Raw genomic sequence first — 23,738 nt, forward strand, 5'->3', positions numbered from 1 at the left:
TATTTATGTGACCCTTTGCAAAGTATATGCCAAATTGCAAAATGCTAATCTAATGCATTGTTCTTTCTATAAAGGATACTTTTTTGTCTTAAGTACTCCCAAAGCGCAATACGGTCATGTGTGTCTACCACCTCTTGAAAACGGTAATCCACTTCGCAATAATAGAGAAAATCATCTATTTTTTCCATAGGTATGCGTAAGATTTCCACATATTCCCCATCCGTAAAAAAATCACGGACCCTTTGGGTTCTTTCATATAGTTTGTTTCTTGCAACCCGTTGTTTAAGCATTTTGGTTCGCCCGGTAATGGCATTGATAAGCGGATCAAAGCTCATTATAGGGTTTGCGGTAGCAGCTTGTAGTTCACGCTCCGCTTTGGTAGGAATACGTACATATGCATTGGGCAGGCCTAAAGTAGAGGCGGTAACTACCGGATCAATGGTAAGGGTCATTATATCCTTACTTAAATCACCACTAAGGTTGTAAGGGGTTACGGTAACTTCGTCCAATTCTGTCAACGCATCTTCCAGTCCTATGGTAATCATTTTACTTGCCATGATCGATGGCGTAACCACTACAATTTTCTTTTTATACTGTATGGCCGAAAATTCTAACGTATCCATGATATGTACGGGAATGGAAAAAAAACCATTGTTATCCGTTATGGTTGCACGCTGGGTGGTCAAGTTCAAAACATGTGTAGCGGCAACATCGCCATCATCACTGTACACCCTACCTTCCAACTGTTTGGAGCCATCCGTTTGGGCGACGGCCGTTAGCGTAAAAAAAAATAAAAAAATTAGGAGATTACTCCTCATCTATTTCCTTGAGAAATGTTTTACTGTTCGTTACCAGGGCATCTATCAACTGAAATTCATTCTCTTTCTTTAAGAGCGATTGCGCTGGCATTCTGGTATCACAGTAGATTAAAAATTCATTGATTCTATCTTGTGGTATCTGCAGGTCTACCACAAAGAACGTATCATCATACACTTGGCGTAATACCTCACTGACCTTTAGCTTAGGACCTATCTCCTCCTTCTCGCTTTGTGATTTAAAAATTGCCCGGAAAATATTGACAAAGTTCAATCCATTCTGTAGTCCCCTTTCAGATTGGGAAAGGGCAATGTTCTCAACTTCCGTACTACGATCAATTTCATATTCATATTCCTTGAATTCTTCATTCTTTAGCTTTAAAAAACGCTCTTGCTGTTCTGGAGTAATGACCACTTCATCCAATTCGGTCACTTTTTCATTTACCTCTACGACCAACCTATTGTTCTCCAATATATCTTCGGTAATGGTTACTACTTTTATATTGTAGTTAATGGCCGTAAATACCAGTTCATCCCCTACCTTAACATCAATTTTAAATTGTCCTTGATCATTGGTAATTGTTGCTCTTTCCGAGGTAGTGTTTATTACATTTTCATTGGGTACGCCTTGGCTCATGTAAATAACGGACCCTAGCAATGGTCGCCTGTCCATATCTTGTGCACATACCGTTGCCACAGTGAAAATTGCGAATATAAAAAGTAGTTTTTTGGTCATTTATTTGTGTTTAAAAAATCTGATACCTTTTTCTAAGGAATTTAAAATATAAAGAAAAGATATGTAAGCATCATAAAAAAAAAGCCGCCAATAAACTTTTGTTAATTTCTTGGACCTATGAAGCTTCTAAACCGCCTATTTTTCATGATATCAAGGCAATAACAATACCTTTTGCCGAACTTCCATGTAATTGAACCTATATGTATAATATTTCAACCTATAAATAAAGCATAATTAATAGATAATTCTATTTTTGTTACCCACTATTTTTTGCCCTAAAACGCTTAGTATGAAAGCCATAATATTCTTTTTTCTGATTGCATTGTTCACCGTACCAACGGTTACAGGACAAATAAAAATTGGAGACAACCCACAAAATATTGACCCGGCCTCTGTACTGGAACTGGAAAGTTCCTCTAAAGTATTGGTCATTACACGTGTTACCACCGCAGAGATGGATGCCATTTTACCACAGCGGGGTGGAATCGTGTACAATACGGATGCCGAATGTATTTACTATTATGACGGTGTTGCTTGGATCAATCTATGTGATGCGGTCGATTTCAATATCACAAACGACCCCATAATAAATAATAGAAGCACTATTGCCATTACCCAGAGCAATGCGGGCTATAACCTGGAAGTGGCCAAGAACAGTATTTTAGGAAACAATATCGTAGATGGAGGTATTGGGGCCGTAGATATTGCCGATAACTCCATTACACAAGATAAATTGGCCGAAAATTCCGTAGGCTCAAGTGAAATTAGGGAAAATGCCGTGGGTTCCGTAGAGCTAAAGGAACGTAGTATACAAGCGGTGAACATAGCGGAACATACTCCGGGACATATTTTGATTACCGATGAAAACGGAATCGTGGTTTGGCAAGAGGCAGATGCCCTAAAAGGTGCCATTGCGGACGAATTTACCATTACCGGTGACGGCACACTGGAAAATAGGCTGGAATTATCGGAAGGTATACAGCTTAATATCTCCAACAACACCACCTTGATCGCGGACCATATCGTAGCGGACGAAGATACGGATGACACCAATGAACTTGTAGACCTGTCCTTTGATAAACTGACCAATACCCTAAGCATTAGCAAATCTGCTACGCCCAACGGGGGATCGGTAAATCTAGAGGCAGTTATAGGTTCAGATGACCAAGAACTTACCCTAAACAACAATATTTTAACCCTTGAAGCTGGTGGCGCTCCAATAGACCTCACCACCTATTTGGACAATACGGACGAACAGATCTTGAGCATTAACGGCAATGTACTTTCCATAACCGGGGGCAATGACATTACCTTACCCGCCGGTGCAGCAGAAGTAGATGGGGACGTCAGGAACGAATTACAGGACCTGGCCTTTGACAACGCTACCAATACCCTAACGTTGACCACGCCAGGCACACCGGGCAATCAAGTGAACCTTAGTGGTTTGGCAGGAGGTGGCATTACTTCCTTGAACAACGGATTTATCTTGGTGGGCAATGCTACCAATGAACCTACGGAGGTTTCCATAGATGGAGATGCCACTATGAACAATATTGGGGAATTGACCATTAAGGACGGGGTAATTACCCCGGCCAACATAGAGCCCCTAACACCTACTCCCACGGCAAACCAAATGTTGATCACCAATACGGCAGGTGTGGTTACTTGGGCTCCCGCCGGATCGGGAACCAACGCATTGGACAATGGTCATATTTTTATAGGTAACGATTTAAATACAGCAACACCGACTGTAGTACAAGGAGCTGCCAGTTTAAGCAATAATGGTACGTTGACCCTATTGAACAAGGTAGTGGAAGGTGCAAATATTGCGGATGAAACCATTGTTTTGGAAAATTTAAATCAAAATGGCGCAACGAACGGACAAATTATTAAATGGGACCAATCCTTAAATGCAGGTGCGGGTGCTTGGACCGTGGCAAATGATCTAACAGATGGTACGGGTATACCAACATTGGCGAGTGGCACCATGTTAATAGGCAATAACGCAAACTTACCTAATGAAGTAACTATTAGCGGAGATGCAACTATTTCCAATACTGGAGTTTTAAGCATTTCGCCATTAGCAATCTCAGATACTGAACTAGCTGAAAATTCCGTAACAACAGAAAAACTAGCGCCAGGTACCGCTGCCGACCAGCTACTCCAGTTCGACGGCACGGATTGGGTCCTAATCGATGAAAGCGACATCTCCGCAACGGTCACCGAAGTTGACGGTATCGTAGGGAACGAAATCTCCGCGGTTGCAGACGGAACGCTCCTACTTACAGGCGCGGGTACGGCCGCCGACCCATTGACCCTCGACGTTGCGCCTTTGGGAATCGGTACCGCCGAAATTGCCGCAAATTCGGTAACTCCAGCCAAAATAGCCGAGGGTACCGCTGCCGACCAGCTACTCCAGTTCGACGGAACGGATTGGGTCTTAATCGACGAAAGCGACATCTCCGCAACGGTCACCGAAGTTGACGGTATCGTAGGGAACGAAATCTCCGCGGTTGCAGACGGAACGCTCCTACTTACAGGCGCGGGTACGGCCGCCGACCCATTGACCCTCGACGTTGCGCCTTTGGGAATCGGTACCGCCGAAATTGCCGCAAATTCGGTAACTCCAGCCAAAATAGCCGAGGGTACCGCTGCCAACCAGCTACTCCAATTCGACGGAACGAATTGGGTCCTAATCGACGAAAGCGACATCTCCGCAACGGTCACCGAAGTTGACGGTATCGTAGGGAACGAAATCTCCGCGGTTGCAGACGGAACGCTCCTACTTACAGGCGCGGGTACGGCCGCCGACCCATTGACCCTCGACGTTGCGCCTTTGGGAATCGGTACCGCCGAAATTGCCGCAAATTCGGTAACTCCAGCCAAAATAGCCGATGGTACCGCTGCCGACCAGCTACTCCAATTCGACGGAACGGATTGGGTTCTAATCGACGAAAGCGACATCTCCGCAACGGTCACCGAAGTTGACGGTATCGTAGGGAACGAAATCTCCGCGGTTGCAGACGGAACGCTCCTACTTACAGGCGCGGGTACGGCCGCCGACCCATTGACCCTCGACGTTGCGCCTTTGGGAATCGGTACCGCCGAAATTGCCACAAATTCGGTAACTCCAGCCAAAATAGCCGAGGGTACTAACGGACAGGTACTGACAACAAATGCAGCTGGCGACGTAGTTTGGGCACCACCATCAGGAAATAACCTTTCAACAACCAATTTAACTCAAACCGCAGGGCAAGATCGAACATATGATTTAAATGAGAATGACTTAACCTTCGACATTACAAATAGCACACTTTCTTTTGCCGGAATAAATAGTTATGTTGGAATAGGAAATATTACTCCTCAAGACAAGTTAGATGTTGACGGGCAAATTAGAGCTAGAAATGGTTTTGGAGCTTCTAATGGCACTTCTGGACAACCATCATTAGGTTTTTATAATGATTCTGATACTGGAATTTATAGAGGAAATCTAGTTGATCATCTAAGATTTTCAACTAATGGCGATGAAGCTATGGTAATAGACCCTGGTCAAAATGTGGGCATCGGCACTGCAACTCCATCTGCAAGATTACATGTAGTCGGTGATTCAAGATTCGACGGAAATGTATTAGTTAATGGTACAGTCACAACGGTTCCAGATTATGTTTTCCAAAAATATTTCTTAGGTAATAGCAATTTAAAACCTGACTATGATATGCCAAGCTTGTTAGAAGTGGAGAATTTCATAAAGGCAAATCACCATTTACCCAACGTACCCTCTTATCTTGATATTGAAAAACAAGGGGGAATTATCATCAATAAAACTACCTTAACCAACCTAGAAAAAATAGAAGAGTTATTTTTACATACCATTGAGCAGGAAAAGAAAATTAAGGCCTTGGAAACGACCAATAAGGATATGGCCAACCAAATAGAACTCCTTAAAGCGCAAATGGAGGAAATTAAACAATTGATGTTAGAAAAAACAAAGGAATAATGAACAAGCTACATCTACTTATTTTTTTCCTGATCGGCTTATGCGTTTCTGCCCAAACTGCCCTATACAATAATGGCAATTTACGTATTCACGAAGGGGGTTCCTTGGGTTTTCACACCAACCTTATCAATGCCTCACCTATGGACGGCAACTTGGGATTGACCGGTTTTTACGGCACAGCACCTTTAATGGTTTCCGGAGAATTTACGCCGCAATTCCATGATATGGAAATTGCATTGGAGAACGACCTATTGTTGGCCCTAGGGGTCAATAATAGCAACAATACCAATTTTATTCTGGGCAATGTCCGTACACCGTTGACCCAACCTGAAATTTTTTATACCTTTTTGGATGATTCCTTCTATACGGGAGAAAACGACCTATCTAAAGTTGAAGGGTATGCTGCCATTACCAATAAACAGGAATTTATTTTTCCTATAGGTGACAGGACTTTTCTACGTCCGTTAATCATAAGATCAACCAGTATAAATCTTTTTGCAAAATGCGCATATTTTTATGAGGATGCCAACAATCCAAACTCATTCCCCGGCACATATAATACGCTAAATACGGCATTGGATATCGAATTGGTCAGCAATCAGGAGTTTTGGCGTCTGGAAGGTAACGTACCCAGTACTGTTTCCCTTACATACAATACCCGCAGTGGCTTGCAAGACCTCACGGACGATGTTACTAAGATCATCCCCGTAGGCTACAGCAAGTTTTCAGGAAGGTGGGTAAATTTAGCAGGCAGTGCCGCCACCGGTACCGTAAACGAAGGTATTGTAAGTACAGAGGAATTTATTCCTGATGATTATGAAATTTTAACCCTTGGGGTTTCCAAAATTCCGTATGAACCTTTATCGAAGGAGGTCTTGACATTGGACAACTATATTGTTTCCGCAAATGGAGACGGTATAAACGACACTTTTTTTATCCCGGAAATTATGGATAAAGGAAATAATTTAGTTCAAATATATGACCGTTACGGGCTCAAGGTTTTTGAATTAGAGAACTATACCAATGAATTTATTGGATTTTCTAATTTGAACAATATTCCCCTAAACGCCGAGAAAGGATTACCTGCAGGTGTTTATTTTTATACCATTGCCCTCATCGACGAAGAATTGAACTACCAAGGCTTTTTGTATTTGGCCCGATAGTTGAAATAAAATACTCATGGTATTTTCTATGACCATTTTTGCGTTAAAATTGGCTAGGACACATCTTAAAATCTTATTTTTAACTTATGAAGCGAAGAAATTTTATTCAAAAAAGCAGCTCAGCAGCACTGGCAATTTCATTATTGCCCACTGTATTTATAAAACAGGATGATTATGAATATTCCATATTGGAACTTATGGGCAAGGCTGATATTGAATTGTTCGGCAAAGGAATAAATCTTAGAAAGGAAGCCCATGACGCATTTTTAGAAATGAAAATGGCAGCCTATAATGCAGGCATTGATTTAAAGGTTGTCTCAAGTTATCGTGATTTTTCCCGTCAAGAAGCCATTTTTGAACGCAAGTACATTACCTATACCGATGAAGGAATGGCACCTCTGAACGCTATTGACAAAATAATTGAATACTCAACGATACCCGGTACAAGCAGACACCACTGGGGTACAGATATTGATATTGTAGATGGTTATCGTAAAGTGGAAGGCGATGTTCTCGTCCCAAGTAAATTTGAAGCCGGAGGTCCTTATGAGGACTTTAAATTATGGATGGACGAACATTCTGAAACCTATGGTTTTTATTTGGTCTATACCAATGACCCAAAAAGAAGGGGTTTTAAATATGAGCCTTGGCATTATAGTTATGCTCCCCTATCCATACTTATGCTTGAACAATTTAGAGGCAAAAATATTGCCGCCCTATTGACCAAGGAAAATTTTTACGGCGCCGAACATTTTACCAAAGGCTTCTTACGATCCTATATCCAAAACAATATTTTGGATATTAATGAAGACCTTTTGTAGGCATTTTGTATTTTAGGCCCTGTATTAGAACACATTACCATGAACAGAGGAAGTTGGAAAATTAGAATATTCATAGGGTTGGCTATTGTAGCCTTTGCCTTTATACAAAAATGTAGCAATACGGAGGAAAACCCTTATACAGGACGTTCACAACATATTACCATGACTTCCGAGCAAGAAATTGCCATTGGCCTACAAAGTGCTCCGGAGATGGCGCAACAACATGGGGGCCTATATCCAGATCAGCGATTACAGTCATTCGTAGCCTCGGTAGGCAACAAATTAGTACAGAACAGTATTGCAAGGGAAACTCCCTATCGTTATGATTTTCATTTACTTGCAGATGACCAAACTATTAATGCCTTTGCATTGCCCGGGGGACAGTGTTTTATTACCTATGCCCTTTTTTCCCAGTTGAACGAAGCGCAACTTGCGGGAGTTCTGGGACATGAGATAGGTCATGTTATTGGCAGACATTCCGCAGAGCGTATCGCAGATAGCCAAACATGGCAGACAGCCACAATGGGCGCTACGGTAGGTGCCGGGGATATTGGGGGTATTGTGGGTAGCATTGGCCAAAATACATTATTGAAAAATGGCCGTGGGGACGAATTGGAAAGTGATGAACTAGGTGTTCTTTTTATGATACAGTCCGGATATGATCCCTACGAAATGATCAGGGTCATGGAAATTTTAAAAGCTGCCGGCGGTCCTAATCGTGTACCTGAATTCCAAAGTACACACCCAGATCCCGAAAATCGTATTGAAAAAATCAAAGAGGCCATAGCAAAGTACCAAAACCAAGGTTAATCGATTATATTGGTCTTTTAACGTGCTACATATATTCCCAATGAGAATATTTTGTAACTTTGAGTAAGTCCCAAGCTTATTTTACCATATTGAATTGCCTTTATAGCTATGATGTAATCATAGAAGAACACTATAATGGGAACAATTACACATTTTAAAAATATATACGTTCAGGCGTTTGAAAATTGCAAACCTGGTATTTTGGTTTCTATTTTAAAAGTCTATTCGGTATTTTGTGCCTTAATGTTGTTTATGGCATTATATGCCTTTGTATATAGAGCCGCAAACGGTTTTGAATTTTAACGCTTTTACTCTTTTACTTGAACACTATTTGGAGTAGAAATTCATTATATAATAAAGGCTCGTTGAAATTCAACGAGCCTTTTATATTCCTGTGCTATAACTTTATGAATTTTCCTCAATAATTGACAAAACTTCTTTAGCATTGGACATTTCTGCATACTCCTTGGCAGTATAGCCCTTTTCACTCTTCATATTTAAATTTGCCCCGTTCAACAATAATACCTTTAGGACCTCTACCCTATTGTATCTAGCGGCGAACATGGCCTATGTCATTCCCAAAGATTTTTCATTTGGTCCATTACATATGGCAATGAGACTACGTACCTGCTCCACATCTCCTTTCATTGCCGCTTTACATAACGGACTTATGTCATCGTTTACTGCACTAAACTCGTTATTTGCAGAAAAATCCTTGACCGTATTTGCGTATGATACTGAGAACGATAGTAGTCCCGCCAACATCAAAATTGAAATTGATTTTTTCATAATTATTTCCTTTTAAATTGATTTAAATTATTGATAAAATAAAATTAAACTATAATAAATGACAATAATTTAATTTAAGAAAGAAATAATAAATATTTAACATTTCTAAAATGTATATGGTGATACGTTAATTTTAATGTTACCTAATTTATGTTAAGCCTACCATTGAGCAAAGGCAATAAAAAAGCCATTACAATATATGCAATGGCTTTTTTATCAAGTTAATTGATACAGCTATTAGCTTTAATTCCCTAGTGCTACTTCAATAATTTGTAAGGCTTCCTTAGCATTTGAAAGCTCCGCATACCTTTTGGCAGTAAACCCTTGGTTGCTAACAGCCTTGATATCCGCACCATTTTGAATTAGGAGTGATAGCACTTCTACTTTATTATACCTTGCAGCGAACATAAGCGGAGTCATCCCCAAAGATTTTTGATTTACATCCTCGCCCATGGCAATCATTTTTTTCACCATTGCAATATCGCCCTGTATAACGGCTTTGCAAAAGGTATTTACTTCAACAACTCTTGTTAGATGTGTTGTTTCAGAAGTTGTTAATCTGTTGGATTCTTTGGCCATAGCATTGGCCCCCATGGCAAAAATTACCATAGCGATAGTTAACACTGTTTTTTTCATGATGATTGATTTTAATTGATGAATTGATTCTATAGAAAAGACGTCTACAATGAAAAAATGTTTCATGCTTTAACAGACTTATAACTAAACTTTAACAAAGACGGGGCATTTGACCCTTTATGACCACATATATTATTTAGGTTATAATAAATTTATTGAACCCCCCTTAAAAATCTGTAAATATCACAAAAGACCAAAATTATAACTTGCCTGTTTGAAAATAGCGCCAGATCTAAAAAAGGCGGGTTTTCTAGTAGCTTAACTAAGTAGAACATAGTATTTTTGCCATCTAAACCTAAGTAAAGATGAACAAGAAAGTAATCTTAATGATATTGGACGGTTGGGGAAAATCTCCAGACCCTGCAGTATCTGCAGTAGATAAAGCAAACACTCCATTTATTGATAGTCTATATACCAATTATCCTAACTCCAATTTGTTGACCGACGGTATGAACGTTGGCTTACCGGAAGGACAAATGGGCAATAGCGAGGTTGGCCATATGAACTTGGGTGCAGGTAGAATTGTCTATCAGGATTTGGCCAAAATAAACAAAGCTGTCAAAGAGAATACCCTTAAGGACGAGCAAGTTCTAAAAGATGCTTTTGAATATGCAAAGACGAACAATAAGAATGTACATTTCTTAGGTTTGGTAAGTGATGGTGGCGTACACAGTCATACCAACCATATTAAGGGCCTTATTAATGCAGGGTACGCTTCCGGGGTAAAAAACATGTATATACATGCATTTACCGATGGTAGGGATGTAGATCCAAAAAGTGGCAAAGGTTTTTTAGAGGATTTAGTACAATTTTCCGCAGATAAAAATACCCAATTGGCAACGGTCGTTGGAAGATATTATGCAATGGATCGTGACAAACGTTGGGAACGTGTAAAAGAAGCATATGATGTCATAGTAAATGCGGTAGGTGAAAAATCTACGGATATAGGCGCAAGTATTCAACGCAGTTACGATAATGAAATAACGGACGAGTTTATAAAACCAATCGTGATGACCACTACAGATGGTACACCCATAGCAAGTGTAATGGAAGACGATGTGGTCATATTTTTTAATTTTAGAACAGATAGGGGAAGAGAACTTACTCAAGTACTAAGCCAAGAAGATATGCATGAACTGAACATGCATAAATTAAAACTTTATTATGTAACCTTGACCAATTATGATGAATCGTTCATTGGGGTAAAAGTGGTCTACAACAAAGATAATATTGTTGAAACCCTTGGAGAAGTTTTATCCAAAGCTGGTAAAAAACAAATACGCATAGCGGAGACGGAGAAATATCCACATGTTACCTTTTTCTTTAATGGCGGAAGAGAAGTGCCCTTTGATGGAGAATCTCGCATATTATGCCCTTCCCCAAAAGTTGCTACCTATGATTTAAAGCCAGAAATGAGCGCTTATGAAATTAGGGACAAAATCATTCCTGAGCTACAGGAAGGTGAAGTAGACTTTGTCTGCTTAAACTTTGCCAATCCAGATATGGTTGGACATACCGGTGTAATGGAAGCAGCCATAAAAGCTTGTGAAACCGTAGATGAATGTGCCAAAGATGTAATTACTACGGCATTAGCAAACGACTATACCGTATTGGTCATTGCAGATCATGGTAACTGTGAAACCATGATTAATGCGGACGGAAGTCCAAATACGGCCCACACCACAAACCCGGTTCCTCTTATTTTGGTGGATAAGGATATTAAAAAAATAAATGATGGCGTATTGGGGGATATTGCTCCTACCATTTTAAAACTAATGGGTGTAGAAAAATCTAAATATATGACCCAACATTCATTGGTTTAGTATTTTAGGTTTTCCCATTTTATAGAACGTATGATTAAAATAAAAACAGCCGAAGAAATTGAATTGATGCGAGAGAGTGCATTGATTGTCTCCAAAACATTGGGTATGCTCGCAGCAGAAGTTAAACCTGGCGTCACTACCCTGCAATTAGACACATTAGCGGAAGCCTTTATCCGTGACCACGGCGCGGTACCCGGTTTTCTAGGCTTGTATGATTTTCCCAATTCGCTATGCATGAGCCCCAATGCACAGGTGGTACACGGAATTCCTAATGACAAACCATTGGTAGACGGGGATATTATTTCTATTGACTGTGGGGCGCTTAAAAATGATTTTTATGGCGACCATGCCTACACTTTTGAAGTTGGTGAGGTTTCTCCTGAAATTAAAAGATTATTAGAGGTTACCAAACAATCCCTGTATGTAGGTATTCGTGAATTTAAAGTAGGCAATAGAGTTGGGGACGTAGGTTATGCCATACAAAAATTCACTGAAGAACATGGCTATGGTGTGGTACGTGAACTTGTTGGTCACGGATTGGGCAGAAAAATGCACGAAGATCCAGAAATGCCAAATTATGGTAGGCGCGGAAGGGGCAAAAAATTTGTGGAAGGAATGACGGTCGCAATTGAACCTATGACCAATATGGGCACCAAACATATTAAACAATTAAAGGATGGCTGGACAATTTTAACAGCTGATGGTGAGCCCAGTGCACACTTTGAACATAATGTTGCCATCGTAAACGGTAAGCCAGAGCTACTTTCCACATTTAAATATATTTACGACGAATTAGGTATTGAAAGCAATGAAGAAGATGAATTTAGGGCATCTCCAATAGCAAATTAAACAAGGTAGATGAAGAAAATTTTTAAATTTTTTCTAAACCTTGTTCCCAGACCTGTACTGATATCATTAAGCTATTTGGTTAAACCTTTCTTTCAAATTTATTACCGTGGTAATTCCTATGAAGACCCTATAGACGGAAAGAAATTTCGTAGCTTTTTGCCTTATGGTTATGAACATCCCCGCGAAAATGTTTTATCACCTTCTACCCTATCCTTGGAACGTCATAGGTTACTTTGGTTATTTTTAAAAAACGATACAGACTTTTTCTCCGCTCCTTTACATGTCTTACATTTTGCCCCTGAACAAGCATTCTATAGGCGATTTAAAAAACTGAAAAACTTAAATTATGTTACTACAGACTTAAATTCCCCATTGGCAGATGTTAAAGCGGATATCTGCAATTTGCCATTCAATGACGATACCTTTGATGTTATTCTATGCAACCATGTACTTGAACATATTCCTGACGACACCAAGGCACTGAAAGAACTTTATAGGGTTATGAAACCAGGTGGCTGGGGAATATTCCAAGTACCACAGGAACTAGACCGTGAACGTACATTTGAAGATAATACCATTGTGGATAAGGTTGAACGTGCAAAAATATTTGGTCAATACGACCATGTACGTATTTATGGTAAAGATTACTTTAATAAGCTGAGAAGCGCTGGCTTTACGGTTACCGAAATAGCGTATACCAATGAACTATCGCCTGGGGAAATTGATAGATACAGGTTGGCAGAAGGCGAAATTATACCCTTTGTTCGTAAATGATCAGTGAACTACCACATCCTTGAAACCTTTGGTCAAAAATTCCTGTGTTTCGCCAAATTCATCGGAATAAATGATATAAGCCTCTAACGTTTCATTTTCCGCTACCAGTTTAAAAGCTTCATCCAATTCCATGGCCATAAAAGCGGTAGCATAAGCATCAGCAGTTGCACAATTATCTGCCAAAATAGTCACGGCCAATGTGTTGGAAATTTGAGTAAAACCTGTTTTAGGATTTACGGTATGAACATACTTTTTACCTGTTGAATTATCAATCCTAAATTTTCTATAATTACCAGATGAAGCCAATGCGCGATCGTTTAGATTAATGAGTATCTTGGCCTTTCTATCAACCATCATCTCTGGATCATCTATACCCACCACCCAAGATTTTCCTTTTAAGGTATTTTTACCTTTTGCCACTAGTTCACCACCAACCTCAATTAAATAATTTTGCACACCTTTGGCATCTAACATTGTTGCAAGTCGGTCTATGGAGTAGCCTTTAGCTATTGCATTAAAATCTATATATATGTTAGGTGCAGTTTTTTTCACGTAATTTTCAGCAGTCAAAGACACTTTATCAAAACCCACGTATTGTAAAAGACTATCCACTTTTGCACTATCCATAGTTATTTGGCGCTCTGGCCCAAAACCCCATGCATTTACCAAAGTACCAACAGTAGGGTCAAAAAATCCACGTGTATTCAAATGAATATCTTTTGCAAGCTTAAAAACTTCCTGAAACATGTGATCTACCACCAAAGTCGTATCCCCATTATTGATTTTTGAAATATCAGAATTTGGAATATAAGTGGACAATGATCGGTTGATAACCGTAAAAACGGAATCTATTTCATTTTGTACGTTGATTTTTTCATCGGATATAACAACTATATTATATGATGTTCCCAATGCACCTCCAGAATAATCACTTCTAAAATTGCCTTCTTTTTTACAGGATACCCCACAAACCGATATTATCAATATTACTAAAAGCCATTTTCTCATATCTCTACCAAACCATCAAAATCAACAATATATTCTTCGTTTAAGTATACCGGTAAATTATGGTCTGCCGCATTGACCAAACCTACACCTGCATAAAAAGTGGTAGCTTCAAATTTAAGCGCATGCTCTTTCATTTTCTTAAGGTCTGACATAAAAAAATCCATGTCCTTTGGATCAGCAGGATATTCTATAGCCTTGACCACCACAAAACGCATTTTTTTTTCCTTTATACATACAAATTGCGGGTTCTTACGCAGCTCACTGTTTACAGCCAAAAACTCAAAACCATCATCCTCTAACTGTTTGCCCACAATGTTCATGGCCAAATTATGTAATTCCTGTTCAGTTAAAACGTGCATTTCATTCTTTTTTACAAAAAAACCGATATAAAGTATATCGGTTATGTTATTTAAAATCAGATAGTTATAATCTATCCGCCAAAATCGTCAAATCGGATATGCTCATCTGGAATACCGAAATCTTCTCCCATTTTTTGAACGGCCTTGTTCATCAAGGGAGGACCACAGAAATACAACTCGATATCCTCAGGAGATTCATGGTGACTTAAATAGTTATCTATTACACAATTATGAATAAATCCTACAAAACCATCACCGGGAGCATCTATATTCTCTTTTACTTTCCAATTATCCTCTTCTAGAGGTTCGGATAATGCCAAGTAGAATTTAAAGTTTGGAAATTCCTCTTCCAATTTATAGAAGTGATCTAAATAGAACAATTCTCTCTTGGAACGACCACCATACCAGTATGTTACTTTTCTCTTTGTCTTTAAGGTTTTGAATAGATGATATAAATGAGAACGCATGGGCGCCATACCTGCACCACCACCTACGTACAACATTTCTGAATCTGATTCATTGATGAAGAATTCACCGTAAGGACCAGATATTGTACACTCATCACCAGGCTTCAAGTTAAAGATATAAGACGACGCAACACCAGGGTTAACATCCATCCAACCATTTTTAGCACGATCCCATGGCGGAGTAGCAATACGTACGTTCAACATAATTTCTCTACCCTCAGCAGGGAAAGAAGCCATTGAATAAGCTCTCTCAACAGTTTCCGGATTCTTCATTACCAAAGGCCAAAGATTGAACTTATCCCACTCAGCTTGAAACTTATCCGGAGTTTCATGTTCCTCTGGGTGCGCAGTAATATCGATATCAGCATACTTTACCTCACACTCAGGAATCTCAATTTGGATATAACCGCCAGCTTTATAGCCCATATCCTCAGGAATTTCGACTACAAATTCCTTAATAAAAGAAGCAACGTTATAATTACGCACCACTTTTGCAGGCCATTTCTTAATACCGAATACTTCTTCAGGAATGGTAATTTCCATGTCTTGCTTTACCTTGACCTGGCAAGCTAAACGTGCACCATGATTCAATTCTTTTTTGGAGAAATGAGGAGTTTCAGTAGGTAAGGCCTCACCACCACCAGATAAAACATGACACTCACATTGAATACATGTTCCGCCACCACCACAAGCGGAGGGTAAAAACACTTTTTGGTTCCCCAAAGTGGACAATAATGAACCACCAGAGGCCACTTCTATCTTCTTTTCCCCATTAATGGTTATGGTCACAGGACCAGAAGGAGATAATTTTTGTTTTGTAAACAGAAGTAATGCAACCAATACCATTAATAGTATTAGAAATGCGACAACGGTTATTAGTATAGTTCCGCCAGTACTTGCAGCTAAAATCATATTTATTTTTTTACGTCGTTATAAGAAATGACCTTTTCGTCAACTTCAGTTTTCTTTTCTACAATCTCTTCCTTAGGTTCAACAACCTCCAATTGTTGTACTTGGTTTACTTGTTCGGTAGCTTCTTCCGTCTCCTCGCCACCGCCAGTCAACATTCCCCCAAAACTTTGAAAACCGATTCCCATTAAACCGGTAATGATAAAAGTTATTCCAAGCCCTCTTAAAGGTGCAGGTACATTACTGTATCTGATTTTTTCTCGTATTGCCGCAATCGCCAAAATAGCCAAGAACCAACCTATACCGGAACTAACCCCGTAATTAAATGCCAAGCCCAATGTTTCAATTTCCCTAGCCTGCATAAATAGTGATCCGCCTAAAATTGCACAGTTTACCGCAATCAATGGCAAGAATATACCAAGTGAATTGTATAATGAAGGAGAAAATTTTTCTACCACAATTTCTACTAATTGTACCATAGTAGCTATGGTTGCTATAAATAAAATAAAGGATAGAAAGCTAAGGTTATATTCGGCATACTCTGGACCTAACCAAACCAATGCACCATCTTGTAACAAGTATTTATCCAACAACCAATTTAAAGGCACCGTAACCGCCAATACGAATATTACAGCAGCACCTAAACCAACCGCAGTAGCCACTTTTTTGGATACCGCCAAATAAGAACACATCCCTAAAAACACAGCAAATACCATGTTATCAATAAAGATGGACTTAAAAAATAATTCTACATGTTCTAACATAATTTCTACTTAAATGTCTGTTTAATTCTCTTCTACAAGTGCAGGATTCCTTGAACGCTGTACCCAGATTATAATACCTACTACAATTAAGGCGGCCGGAGGAATAATCATGAAACCATTGTTCTCATAACCAGTAGCATATAATCCGGTTTTGGATATAGGATCCCCAAGCACAGGAATACCAAACAGTGTTCCTGAACCTAAAAGCTCCCTAAAGAACCCAACTATAACCAGGATTACACCATAACCTAGAGAGTTACCTATACCATCTAAAAATGAACGCCATGGTCCGTTAGCCAAAGCAAATGCTTCAAAACGCCCCATGATTATACAGTTCGTAATAATAAGACCAACGAATACAGCTAACGTTTTACTCAACTCATAGGCAAAAGCTTTTAAGACCTGATCCACTATAATTACCAATGTTGCCACAACGATCAACTGAACGATGATTCTAATTTTTGACGGAATTATATTTCTCATTAAGGAGATAACTACGTTACCTGCTCCTAAAACGAACATTACCGAAATAGCCATTACCAATGACGCTTTTAATTCTGCCGTAATAGCCAAGGCAGAACATATACCTAATACCTGAATGGTGATAGGGTTATTATCCGCAAGCGGATCCGTAATTAGATTTGTATCTTTTTTTGAGAGTAGTGCCATATTACTTTGCTCTAATGGTTTCTAAATAAGGTTTGTATAATTTAACGGTTTCCCTGATCATTGCGGATACACCGTTACCTGTGATCGTAGCACCTGCCAAGGCGTCTACTTCATTATCGTCTTTGGTATTGTTTAAAGGGTCATTGTTTCCTTTGGCAACATCAATACCCGCATACTGGGTGCCTTTTAAAATGGTTTCCCCTTTAAAGTCATCCATAAAATAACGCATCTTGATATTAGCACCTAAACCGGGAGTCTCTCCTTTATGGTCAAAATAGACACCTTGAACGGTCATTGTATTATCTAATGCGATAAAGCCCCAAATAGCGTCCCAAAGCCCTTTACCGTACATAGGAATGATATAAAAATTCTTTCCATCCTTTTCTCCTATAAATACGGGCAACTTATAATCTTCGCCTTTTTTTATATTGGCCAATTGCTTTTTTAAATCAATTAAATATGCTTCATCATCTTGGGTAATCTGATCACCTTGGATCACCAATTGTTCCTTGATGTAACTTGCAAACTCATCCTCTACAACATCCGTAGGTATAAAATTAACACTACCTGCGTCATCTCCATTTTCATTTACGCCCATAGCGTAAAGAATGTTCTGCTGTTTTTCAAAACGCTCGTTCTCTTTGATATTTGGACGCAATGCCGATGCCAAAAAAGCTAGAATCGACCCTACGACCACAACCATAACGGCCGCAAAAATTACGGTATAACTGTTTTTATCTGTACTAATTGCCATAATTAAACTGTTTCAGCTTTAAGTTCTTCTGCTTTACCATCTGAATCCTTTGGATAGATCGTAGCATCTTTTAATCGGTTCATTCTTCTTTTAATATTACCCCGTACCACATAATGGTCTATAGTTGGTGCAAATACGTTCATTAATAAGATAGCCAAGAACACCCCTTCTGGATATGCTGGATTGAATACACGAATCATTACGGAAATAAACCCAATAAAGAAACCATAATACCATTTGCCCTTATTGGTCTGGGATCCCGTTACCGGATCAGTAGCCATATAGACAATTCCAAATGCTAGTCCACCAACAATGAGATGTTTCCAAAACTCAAAACTCATTAAACCATAAAATTTGCTAGACTCTGCAACCCATCCCAAATCTACTACCTGGTTAAAAATAAAGCCCATTACCAATGAACCAATTACGGCACTTACCATAATTCTCCAGCTGGCAATTTTGGTAAAAATCAAGAATAATCCACCCAAAAGAATAAGAAAAGCAGAGGTTTCACCTACAGAACCAGGAATAAAACCATAAAACATATCCGATACGGAATAGGACATTTCCGCTCCTTTATTCTGTGCCAGATATCCTAAAATTGTTTCTCCTGAAATAGCGTCCAAATTAGCACCGGCCAAAATTTCCTCCGATCGCTCACGTGCACCATGTACCCATACCTTATCACCACTCATCCATGTAGGGTAAGCAAAGAATAAAAAGGCCCTAATTGTCAATGCCGGATTCAAAATATTCATTCCGGTACCACCAAAAACCTCTTTACCGATTACCACACCGAATATTACGGCTACGGCCAACATCCATAACGGAGTATCTATAGGCACGATTAGAGGAACTAACATACCGGTAACCAAATACCCTTCCTCAACCTCATGACCCTTGATAACGGCAAATATAAATTCCACTATAAGACCTACACCATAGGAAACCACCACTAACGGCAATACTTTTATAATACCTATCCAAAAATTGTCCCAAGTAAGGAAATCGTTCATTAATGAAAAATCCGCAGGAAATCCATTTATGGCAGAGTAATGCTGATACCCGGCATTGAACATAGAAAATATCAACACCGGTATCAAAGCCATGATTACCGTGTTCATTGTTCGTTTTAAATCATCTGCCGCTTTTACGTGTGTACCACCTGCATGGGTAGTTTCATCCGGCGCAAACAAAAAAGTATGAAAAGCGTTGAAGGCAGGCGCCATCTTTTTACCCTGATACTTTAGTTTAAGTTCGTGTAATTTACTTTTTAAACTCATTTCTTATCCTATTTCTTTTTGCAATAAATCTAACCCCTCACGAATAATTTTTTGGTGTGGTTGTTTGGAAATACATATAAACTCCGTTAACGAAAAATCTTCTGGAGCCACTTCATATAAGCCCAACTGTTCCATCTCATCCAAATCCTTTACCATGCACGCTTTTAAAAGCTGCATAGGATAAATATCCAAAGGAAAAACCTCCTCATACTGGCCAGTTACCACAAACGCCCTGTGCTCACCATTGGTATTGGTCGTTAAATCATACTTTTTATTTGGCTGTAACCATGAAAACGTTAATGCCCTGGTAGCTGAAATTTTATTGAATACTGGCTTGTTCCATCCAAAAAACTCATAGTCATCACCCTCTGGTATTACGGTTACCGTATTATTATAAGTTCCTAAATAACCATCTGGCCTACTTTTGGAACCGGTTAACACATCACCATTGATTACACGAAAATTTTCTTCATTTACACCACTGGCATATAAAAAGGTAGAAATTTCCGCACCAATTTTGGTTTGATAATATTTAGGCACTTTAACCGAAGATCCCACAAGAGCAACAATACGTTCCGCATTATATTTTCCTGTAAGTAAATATTCGCCAATAATAACCAAATCTTGGGGAGATACCGTCCATACCAATTCCCCTTTGTTGATTGGGTCTATTCTATTGATCTGGGTACCGACCAAACCTGCCGGATGTGGACCGGATACTTTATGTAATTCCACCCCTTTTAAAGTTGACAAAGGAGAAGTTCCCTTAGCATCTACGGACACATGGACTTTACCCGGCGTCAATTTACCCAATGCGGTAATTGCTGCCTGCAATTCCTTTTCCTTGCCCTGCAGTACATAATTTACATTTGCCTGTAACGGGGCACTGGCATAGCCTGAAACAAAGATTGATTTTGGCGTAGTATCAGGATTAGCGATAACATCATAAGGACGTTGCTTAATGAACGGCCAGCATCCACCTTTTAACAATGAAGCTTTGATCTCTGCCTTAGACGCTTTTTCCACATCTAACACAGACCCTGTAATGGACTCCTGTGTTTTGTCTGCCAAGATTTTCAATGTCAAAATGCGTCTTCTATCCCCTCTTTCTATCTCAATAAGCTCACCACTTACTGGAGAAACAAAAAGCATTTCTTCTATATTCTTATTATAGAACAGCGGCTCACCGGCTTTGACTTCGGCACCTTGCTTTACCAACATCTTAGGGGTAATACCATGAAAATCACTAAGCTGAATTGCGTAAACATTACTTAGAACAGCTTTTGAAGTAGCTTGTTCCGCGGCGCCCACCAGGTTAATATTGAGCCCTTTTTTAATTCGTATGTCTTTGGACATTTGCGTGTAGACCTTTAGGTTAACAAAATTTGACGCAAATTTAAGTACAAAAACTTCGTTTTCATAATTATTACCCCATAATTTAGACAATACAACGAGCTATATTTTTTAGGTATCGTTTTTGTTTACCTTTACCACATAAAAAGCTATTAAATGCGTTATTTCGTTAAACTTATTATACTATTGGTATTTCTTCAAAACGCTGCCGCACAGGTCCAGGAAGAGGTAAATCCGCCAAACCATATTAAATCCATCATATTTAAAGGTCCAACGGACGATCAATTTCCCATAATAAAAATAGGCGAGCCTATTTACCTTGAATTTGATGATATACTGGCCAATGAACAGGACTATTATTATAAAATTACACATTGTGATTACGATTGGAACAAATCTGCACTTTTAAAATCCCAGTATCTTGATGGGGTGGACAATCAACGTATCATCAATTATGAAAACAGTTACACAACTTTAGAGACTTATAGCAATTATCAATTGACCATACCTAATGACAATGTACGGCTCAAGGTAAGCGGCAACTATCTAATTGAAATCTACAACAACAATTACGAACTACAGTTTTCAAGAAGATTTGTCGTCTATAAGGATTTGGTCAATGTGGGAGGCAGTATTAAACGTTCGCGCGATTTTAATTACTTGAACGAAAAGCAAGTGGTCCAGTTTACTATTCAGCCCAGTAGTTTACGTTTGGTGAACCCCAAAAAAGAGATCAAGGTAGCCATTCTACAAAATTATTACTGGCCTACAGCCATATATGACATATCTCCACAATACACCATTGGCAGTGAACTTGTTTATAAATACGACCAAGAAACTGCATTTTATGGTGGTAACGAATATTTACTGTTCGATACGAGCGACCTTAGAGCGCCTAGTTCCCAAATATCCAGTATAGAACTTTCTGACCTGTACAACCATTACCTATTTGCGGATAGCCCAAGGAACGACCAGTCATACACCTATTTTCCCGATATTAACGGAGATTTCGTTATCCGAACATTACAAGGTGACGATGCTTCTAGGGAAGCTGAGTATTCCTTGGTTCATTTTAGCCTGCCTTATACCGAATATATAGCATTGGACGATGTATACGTTTTTGGAAAATATAATAATTATGCATTGACTGATGAAAACAAAATGATCTACAACGAGAATACGGGCATGATGGAAGCAACTATTAAAATGAAGCAAGGATTCTACAATTATAAATATGTATTAAAAAACAATAAGGGTATAGATTTGAACGCCGTAGACGGAAATTTCCACTTTACCGAAAATAATTATGTTATTTTGGTTTATTACAGAAATTTTGGAGATATGTACGACAGTATTATTGGCGTAGGATCCGCCAATTCAAGAAATATAACCAACTAATGTATCTTTACGTTTTTCATCGCTTATGAAAAACCCACCAACCACCAGAACAACCGGCAGATACAAATTGCAATATAGAGGCGTTGAATGCCTTAATTGTGGTCATCCCTTAGACCTTAGCGATAAATACTGCCCAAATTGTTCCCAAGCAAACAGCACTAAAAAACTTTCACTTTTAGATTTTTTTGAAGAGTATTTTACCAATATCCTTTCTTATGACTCCAAAATCCTACAAACGCTTACCGCGCTTCTTTTAAGGCCAGGAAAAATAACGAGGGACTATATTGCGGGTAAACGCCTTTCTTACACCAATCCTTTTAGATTTTTACTAAGCCTGGCCATAATTTATTTTCTATTGATCAGTATTAGCGGTGAATTTGAAAATTTGAACAAATTTGGGTTGGAAAACAAGGAATCCATCTTCAATTTCCAAAAGCAGATCAATAACATAGAATTTGATTCTGAAGAAGAAAAGAAACAAGCATTGGCCGCTATAGACTCGTTGAAAAAACAACAGTACATTGGCAATAAAATCAATAATAAAGATTCCATAATCCTTTCCAACCCAGTTCTTTATTTTAAAAATATAAATAACGATGGGGTTACTGAAAGATTTTTTAACAAGATACAGTTCTTCAATGCCGCTATTAAAAATGATACGATATTTAGTTTCACGGAAAGTGTAGCCAAATACAATCTGGCCAACTCTACCGAGAATGAAATGGCATACAACCTATCCAACAGTTTGGTGGAAATAGAAAAAAGACCGGGTACTTTCGTAAATACCTTAATTTCAAAATCACCCTTTGCCACATTCTTCTTTCTACCTTTCTTTTCTTTGTTCATATGGTTGGCCTACATCAGAAAAAAACACACTTATACCGATCATTTAATCTTTAGTTTTCACAATCAATCGTTATTATTTATCTTGCTCATTGTTAGCTATTTGGTAAATGCCATTTTCAACTTTAGCAGTGAGGGTATTTTTATAATGATTTTCGCCCTCTATCTGTACAAGGCAATGCGAAATTTCTATCAACAAGGACGATTTAAAACGATTATAAAATATGTATTCCTGAATTCTGTTTTTATAATTTTAGGAATCATTGCAATAACAATTTTAATAGCTGCTAGCGTATTTACATATTAAGTATGATCACACAGGTAACCAAGGGCATAAAAATATCGGTTCAGACCAGTTTTGAAGGTACGTTCTTTAAAAACTACAAAATGCATTATGCATTTGGGTATACCATATGCATTGAAAACCAAAGTAAGGATGCAGTACAGCTCACATCTCGCCATTGGAAAATATATGATTCCCTAAATGATATGGAAACATTGGATGGTGAAGGCGTTATAGGAAAAAAACCTGTTATCCAACCAGGAGAATCACATACCTATAATTCCGGTTGCTTATTGACTTCACCTATCGGTGCCATGAAAGGTCACTACAACATGTCCAATTTTAACACCTCAGAAAAATTTAGGGTTTACATTCCCACATTTAAGTTTAGTGCCCCATTTGCCCTGAACTAACACTTTTTTAAACTACTTATTA

24 protein-coding genes are annotated in these 23,738 nt (G+C 38.8%); 11 read left to right on the top strand and 13 right to left on the bottom strand.

The window, feature by feature from the left end:
* Nucleotides 1–44: 44 nt before the first annotated feature.
* Nucleotides 45–818, bottom strand: a complete 774-nt coding sequence (locus Q2T41_RS04635) for a BamP family beta-assembly machinery protein (RefSeq protein WP_304435122.1) — start codon at nucleotides 816–818, stop codon at nucleotides 45–47.
* Entirely contained in the window at nucleotides 808–1,551 is a 744-nt protein-coding gene (locus tag Q2T41_RS04640; RefSeq protein ID WP_304435123.1) for a BamP family beta-assembly machinery protein, read from the bottom strand. The genes Q2T41_RS04635 and Q2T41_RS04640 overlap by 11 nt, the downstream gene beginning before the upstream one ends.
* 289 nt (nucleotides 1,552–1,840) lie before the next feature.
* Between Q2T41_RS04640 and Q2T41_RS04645 the strand changes: the two genes are divergently transcribed.
* The 5 genes from Q2T41_RS04645 to Q2T41_RS04665 all read left to right on the top strand — a co-directional run bounded on the left by Q2T41_RS04645 (nucleotide 1,841) and on the right by Q2T41_RS04665 (nucleotide 8,645).
* Nucleotides 1,841–5,548 carry a phage tail-like protein gene (locus Q2T41_RS04645; RefSeq protein WP_304435124.1) on the top strand — a complete coding sequence of 1,236 codons (3,708 nt, stop codon included), beginning with the start codon at nucleotides 1,841–1,843 and terminating at the stop codon, nucleotides 5,546–5,548.
* Nucleotides 5,548–6,711 carry a T9SS type B sorting domain-containing protein gene (locus Q2T41_RS04650; protein WP_304435125.1) on the top strand — a complete coding sequence of 388 codons (1,164 nt, stop codon included), beginning with the start codon at nucleotides 5,548–5,550 and terminating at the stop codon, nucleotides 6,709–6,711. Before Q2T41_RS04645 ends, Q2T41_RS04650 begins: the two co-directional genes overlap by 1 nt.
* 86 nt (nucleotides 6,712–6,797) lie before the next feature.
* Nucleotides 6,798–7,532 carry a M15 family metallopeptidase gene (locus tag Q2T41_RS04655; protein WP_304435126.1) on the top strand — a complete coding sequence of 245 codons (735 nt, stop codon included), beginning with the start codon at nucleotides 6,798–6,800 and terminating at the stop codon, nucleotides 7,530–7,532.
* 39 nt (nucleotides 7,533–7,571) lie between these two features.
* Nucleotides 7,572–8,342 (top strand): M48 family metalloprotease, encoded by a 771-nt coding sequence (locus Q2T41_RS04660; RefSeq protein ID WP_304435127.1) that lies wholly within the window; start codon nucleotides 7,572–7,574, stop codon nucleotides 8,340–8,342.
* 135 nt (nucleotides 8,343–8,477) lie between these two features.
* Nucleotides 8,478–8,645 carry a DUF6747 family protein gene (locus Q2T41_RS04665; RefSeq protein WP_304435128.1) on the top strand — a complete coding sequence of 56 codons (168 nt, stop codon included), beginning with the start codon at nucleotides 8,478–8,480 and terminating at the stop codon, nucleotides 8,643–8,645.
* Between the two features lie 102 nt (nucleotides 8,646–8,747).
* Here Q2T41_RS04665 and Q2T41_RS04670 read toward each other — a convergent pair whose 3' ends face one another.
* The 3 genes from Q2T41_RS04670 to Q2T41_RS04680 form a co-directional block, all read right to left on the bottom strand.
* Nucleotides 8,748–8,906 (bottom strand): ankyrin repeat domain-containing protein, encoded by a 159-nt coding sequence (locus Q2T41_RS04670; protein ID WP_304435129.1) that lies wholly within the window; start codon nucleotides 8,904–8,906, stop codon nucleotides 8,748–8,750.
* A gap of 3 nt (nucleotides 8,907–8,909) precedes the next feature.
* Entirely contained in the window at nucleotides 8,910–9,131 is a 222-nt protein-coding gene (locus Q2T41_RS04675) for a hypothetical protein (RefSeq protein ID WP_304435130.1), read from the bottom strand.
* Nucleotides 9,132–9,374: 243 nt separating this feature from the next.
* Nucleotides 9,375–9,833, bottom strand: a complete 459-nt coding sequence (locus Q2T41_RS04680) for an ankyrin repeat domain-containing protein (protein WP_304435131.1) — start codon at nucleotides 9,831–9,833, stop codon at nucleotides 9,375–9,377.
* A gap of 239 nt (nucleotides 9,834–10,072) precedes the next feature.
* Between Q2T41_RS04680 and gpmI the strand changes: the two genes are divergently transcribed.
* From gpmI to Q2T41_RS04695, 3 genes are read left to right on the top strand one after another with little or no spacing between them, the layout of a single operon-like run.
* Nucleotides 10,073–11,590, top strand: coding sequence for a 2,3-bisphosphoglycerate-independent phosphoglycerate mutase (gpmI, locus tag Q2T41_RS04685; protein WP_304435132.1), 1,518 nt, complete (start codon nucleotides 10,073–10,075; stop codon nucleotides 11,588–11,590).
* A 30-nt stretch (nucleotides 11,591–11,620) separates the two neighbouring features.
* Nucleotides 11,621–12,439, top strand: a complete 819-nt coding sequence (gene map, locus Q2T41_RS04690) for a type I methionyl aminopeptidase (RefSeq protein ID WP_304435133.1) — start codon at nucleotides 11,621–11,623, stop codon at nucleotides 12,437–12,439.
* A 9-nt stretch (nucleotides 12,440–12,448) separates the two neighbouring features.
* Nucleotides 12,449–13,213 (top strand): class I SAM-dependent methyltransferase, encoded by a 765-nt coding sequence (locus Q2T41_RS04695; RefSeq protein WP_304435134.1) that lies wholly within the window; start codon nucleotides 12,449–12,451, stop codon nucleotides 13,211–13,213.
* Here the strand turns inward: Q2T41_RS04695 and Q2T41_RS04700 are convergent, their stop codons facing one another.
* The 8 genes from Q2T41_RS04700 to Q2T41_RS04735 all read right to left on the bottom strand — a co-directional run bounded on the left by Q2T41_RS04700 (nucleotide 13,214) and on the right by Q2T41_RS04735 (nucleotide 20,782).
* The gene (locus Q2T41_RS04700) at nucleotides 13,214–14,221 is read right to left on the bottom strand and encodes an FAD:protein FMN transferase (RefSeq protein ID WP_304435135.1); all 1,008 of its coding nucleotides are present in this window, start codon (nucleotides 14,219–14,221) and stop codon (nucleotides 13,214–13,216) included.
* Nucleotides 14,218–14,580, bottom strand: a complete 363-nt coding sequence (locus Q2T41_RS04705; RefSeq protein WP_304435136.1) for a DUF8840 domain-containing protein — start codon at nucleotides 14,578–14,580, stop codon at nucleotides 14,218–14,220. Before Q2T41_RS04705 ends, Q2T41_RS04700 begins: the two co-directional genes overlap by 4 nt.
* Nucleotides 14,581–14,651: 71 nt before the next feature.
* Nucleotides 14,652–15,959 (bottom strand): NADH:ubiquinone reductase (Na(+)-transporting) subunit F, encoded by a 1,308-nt coding sequence (gene nqrF / locus Q2T41_RS04710; RefSeq protein ID WP_089262247.1) that lies wholly within the window; start codon nucleotides 15,957–15,959, stop codon nucleotides 14,652–14,654.
* Nucleotides 15,960–15,961: 2 nt separating this feature from the next.
* Nucleotides 15,962–16,720 (bottom strand): NADH:ubiquinone reductase (Na(+)-transporting) subunit E, encoded by a 759-nt coding sequence (gene nqrE / locus Q2T41_RS04715; protein ID WP_089262249.1) that lies wholly within the window; start codon nucleotides 16,718–16,720, stop codon nucleotides 15,962–15,964.
* A gap of 21 nt (nucleotides 16,721–16,741) precedes the next feature.
* The gene (locus tag Q2T41_RS04720; protein WP_304435137.1) at nucleotides 16,742–17,389 is read right to left on the bottom strand and encodes an NADH:ubiquinone reductase (Na(+)-transporting) subunit D; all 648 of its coding nucleotides are present in this window, start codon (nucleotides 17,387–17,389) and stop codon (nucleotides 16,742–16,744) included.
* 1 nt (nucleotide 17,390) lies between these two features.
* Nucleotides 17,391–18,143: a Na(+)-translocating NADH-quinone reductase subunit C gene (locus tag Q2T41_RS04725; RefSeq protein WP_304435138.1), complete on the bottom strand. Its 753-nt coding sequence runs from the start codon at nucleotides 18,141–18,143 to the stop codon at nucleotides 17,391–17,393.
* A gap of 2 nt (nucleotides 18,144–18,145) precedes the next feature.
* A complete protein-coding gene (locus Q2T41_RS04730; RefSeq protein ID WP_144801769.1) occupies nucleotides 18,146–19,426 on the bottom strand; it encodes an NADH:ubiquinone reductase (Na(+)-transporting) subunit B in 1,281 nt (426 codons plus the stop codon).
* 3 nt (nucleotides 19,427–19,429) lie between these two features.
* Nucleotides 19,430–20,782 carry a Na(+)-translocating NADH-quinone reductase subunit A gene (locus Q2T41_RS04735; protein ID WP_304437403.1) on the bottom strand — a complete coding sequence of 451 codons (1,353 nt, stop codon included), beginning with the start codon at nucleotides 20,780–20,782 and terminating at the stop codon, nucleotides 19,430–19,432.
* Between the two features lie 153 nt (nucleotides 20,783–20,935).
* On the opposite strand from Q2T41_RS04735, the gene Q2T41_RS04740 reads away from it, so the two are divergent.
* The 3 genes from Q2T41_RS04740 to apaG are packed head-to-tail and all read left to right on the top strand — an operon-like array spanning nucleotide 20,936 to nucleotide 23,716.
* Nucleotides 20,936–22,177, top strand: a complete 1,242-nt coding sequence (locus Q2T41_RS04740; protein ID WP_304435139.1) for a type IX secretion system plug protein — start codon at nucleotides 20,936–20,938, stop codon at nucleotides 22,175–22,177.
* 25 nt (nucleotides 22,178–22,202) lie between these two features.
* Nucleotides 22,203–23,327, top strand: a complete 1,125-nt coding sequence (locus tag Q2T41_RS04745; protein ID WP_304435140.1) for a DUF3667 domain-containing protein — start codon at nucleotides 22,203–22,205, stop codon at nucleotides 23,325–23,327.
* A 2-nt stretch (nucleotides 23,328–23,329) separates the two neighbouring features.
* Nucleotides 23,330–23,716: a Co2+/Mg2+ efflux facilitator ApaG/CorD gene (gene apaG / locus Q2T41_RS04750; protein ID WP_089262263.1), complete on the top strand. Its 387-nt coding sequence runs from the start codon at nucleotides 23,330–23,332 to the stop codon at nucleotides 23,714–23,716.
* Nucleotides 23,717–23,738 lie beyond the last annotated feature (22 nt).

This window comes from Maribacter confluentis (assembly GCF_030505015.1).
GTDB classification, from domain to species: domain Bacteria; phylum Bacteroidota; class Bacteroidia; order Flavobacteriales; family Flavobacteriaceae; genus Maribacter; species Maribacter sedimenticola.

Bases quoted from the DNA above. Each gene is read 5' to 3' on its own strand.
- Q2T41_RS04635 (WP_304435122.1), bottom strand. From the start codon at position 818: ATGAGGAGTAATCTCCTAATTTTTTTATTTTTTTTTACGCTAACGGCC.
- Q2T41_RS04640 (WP_304435123.1), bottom strand. From the start codon at position 1,551: ATGACCAAAAAACTACTTTTTATATTCGCAATTTTCACTGTGGCAACG.
- Q2T41_RS04645 (WP_304435124.1), top strand. From the start codon at position 1,841: ATGAAAGCCATAATATTCTTTTTTCTGATTGCATTGTTCACCGTACCA.
- Q2T41_RS04650 (WP_304435125.1), top strand. From the start codon at position 5,548: ATGAACAAGCTACATCTACTTATTTTTTTCCTGATCGGCTTATGCGTT.
- Q2T41_RS04655 (WP_304435126.1), top strand. From the start codon at position 6,798: ATGAAGCGAAGAAATTTTATTCAAAAAAGCAGCTCAGCAGCACTGGCA.
- Q2T41_RS04660 (WP_304435127.1), top strand. From the start codon at position 7,572: ATGAACAGAGGAAGTTGGAAAATTAGAATATTCATAGGGTTGGCTATT.
- Q2T41_RS04665 (WP_304435128.1), top strand. From the start codon at position 8,478: ATGGGAACAATTACACATTTTAAAAATATATACGTTCAGGCGTTTGAA.
- Q2T41_RS04670 (WP_304435129.1), bottom strand. From the start codon at position 8,906: ATGTTCGCCGCTAGATACAATAGGGTAGAGGTCCTAAAGGTATTATTG.
- Q2T41_RS04675 (WP_304435130.1), bottom strand. From the start codon at position 9,131: ATGAAAAAATCAATTTCAATTTTGATGTTGGCGGGACTACTATCGTTC.
- Q2T41_RS04680 (WP_304435131.1), bottom strand. From the start codon at position 9,833: ATGAAACATTTTTTCATTGTAGACGTCTTTTCTATAGAATCAATTCAT.
- gpmI (WP_304435132.1), top strand. From the start codon at position 10,073: ATGAACAAGAAAGTAATCTTAATGATATTGGACGGTTGGGGAAAATCT.
- map (WP_304435133.1), top strand. From the start codon at position 11,621: ATGATTAAAATAAAAACAGCCGAAGAAATTGAATTGATGCGAGAGAGT.
- Q2T41_RS04695 (WP_304435134.1), top strand. From the start codon at position 12,449: ATGAAGAAAATTTTTAAATTTTTTCTAAACCTTGTTCCCAGACCTGTA.
- Q2T41_RS04700 (WP_304435135.1), bottom strand. From the start codon at position 14,221: ATGAGAAAATGGCTTTTAGTAATATTGATAATATCGGTTTGTGGGGTA.
- Q2T41_RS04705 (WP_304435136.1), bottom strand. From the start codon at position 14,580: ATGCACGTTTTAACTGAACAGGAATTACATAATTTGGCCATGAACATT.
- nqrF (WP_089262247.1), bottom strand. From the start codon at position 15,959: ATGATTTTAGCTGCAAGTACTGGCGGAACTATACTAATAACCGTTGTC.
- nqrE (WP_089262249.1), bottom strand. From the start codon at position 16,720: ATGTTAGAACATGTAGAATTATTTTTTAAGTCCATCTTTATTGATAAC.
- Q2T41_RS04720 (WP_304435137.1), bottom strand. From the start codon at position 17,389: ATGGCACTACTCTCAAAAAAAGATACAAATCTAATTACGGATCCGCTT.
- Q2T41_RS04725 (WP_304435138.1), bottom strand. From the start codon at position 18,143: ATGGCAATTAGTACAGATAAAAACAGTTATACCGTAATTTTTGCGGCC.
- Q2T41_RS04730 (WP_144801769.1), bottom strand. From the start codon at position 19,426: ATGAGTTTAAAAAGTAAATTACACGAACTTAAACTAAAGTATCAGGGT.
- Q2T41_RS04735 (WP_304437403.1), bottom strand. From the start codon at position 20,782: ATGTCCAAAGACATACGAATTAAAAAAGGGCTCAATATTAACCTGGTG.
- Q2T41_RS04740 (WP_304435139.1), top strand. From the start codon at position 20,936: ATGCGTTATTTCGTTAAACTTATTATACTATTGGTATTTCTTCAAAAC.
- Q2T41_RS04745 (WP_304435140.1), top strand. From the start codon at position 22,203: ATGAAAAACCCACCAACCACCAGAACAACCGGCAGATACAAATTGCAA.
- apaG (WP_089262263.1), top strand. From the start codon at position 23,330: ATGATCACACAGGTAACCAAGGGCATAAAAATATCGGTTCAGACCAGT.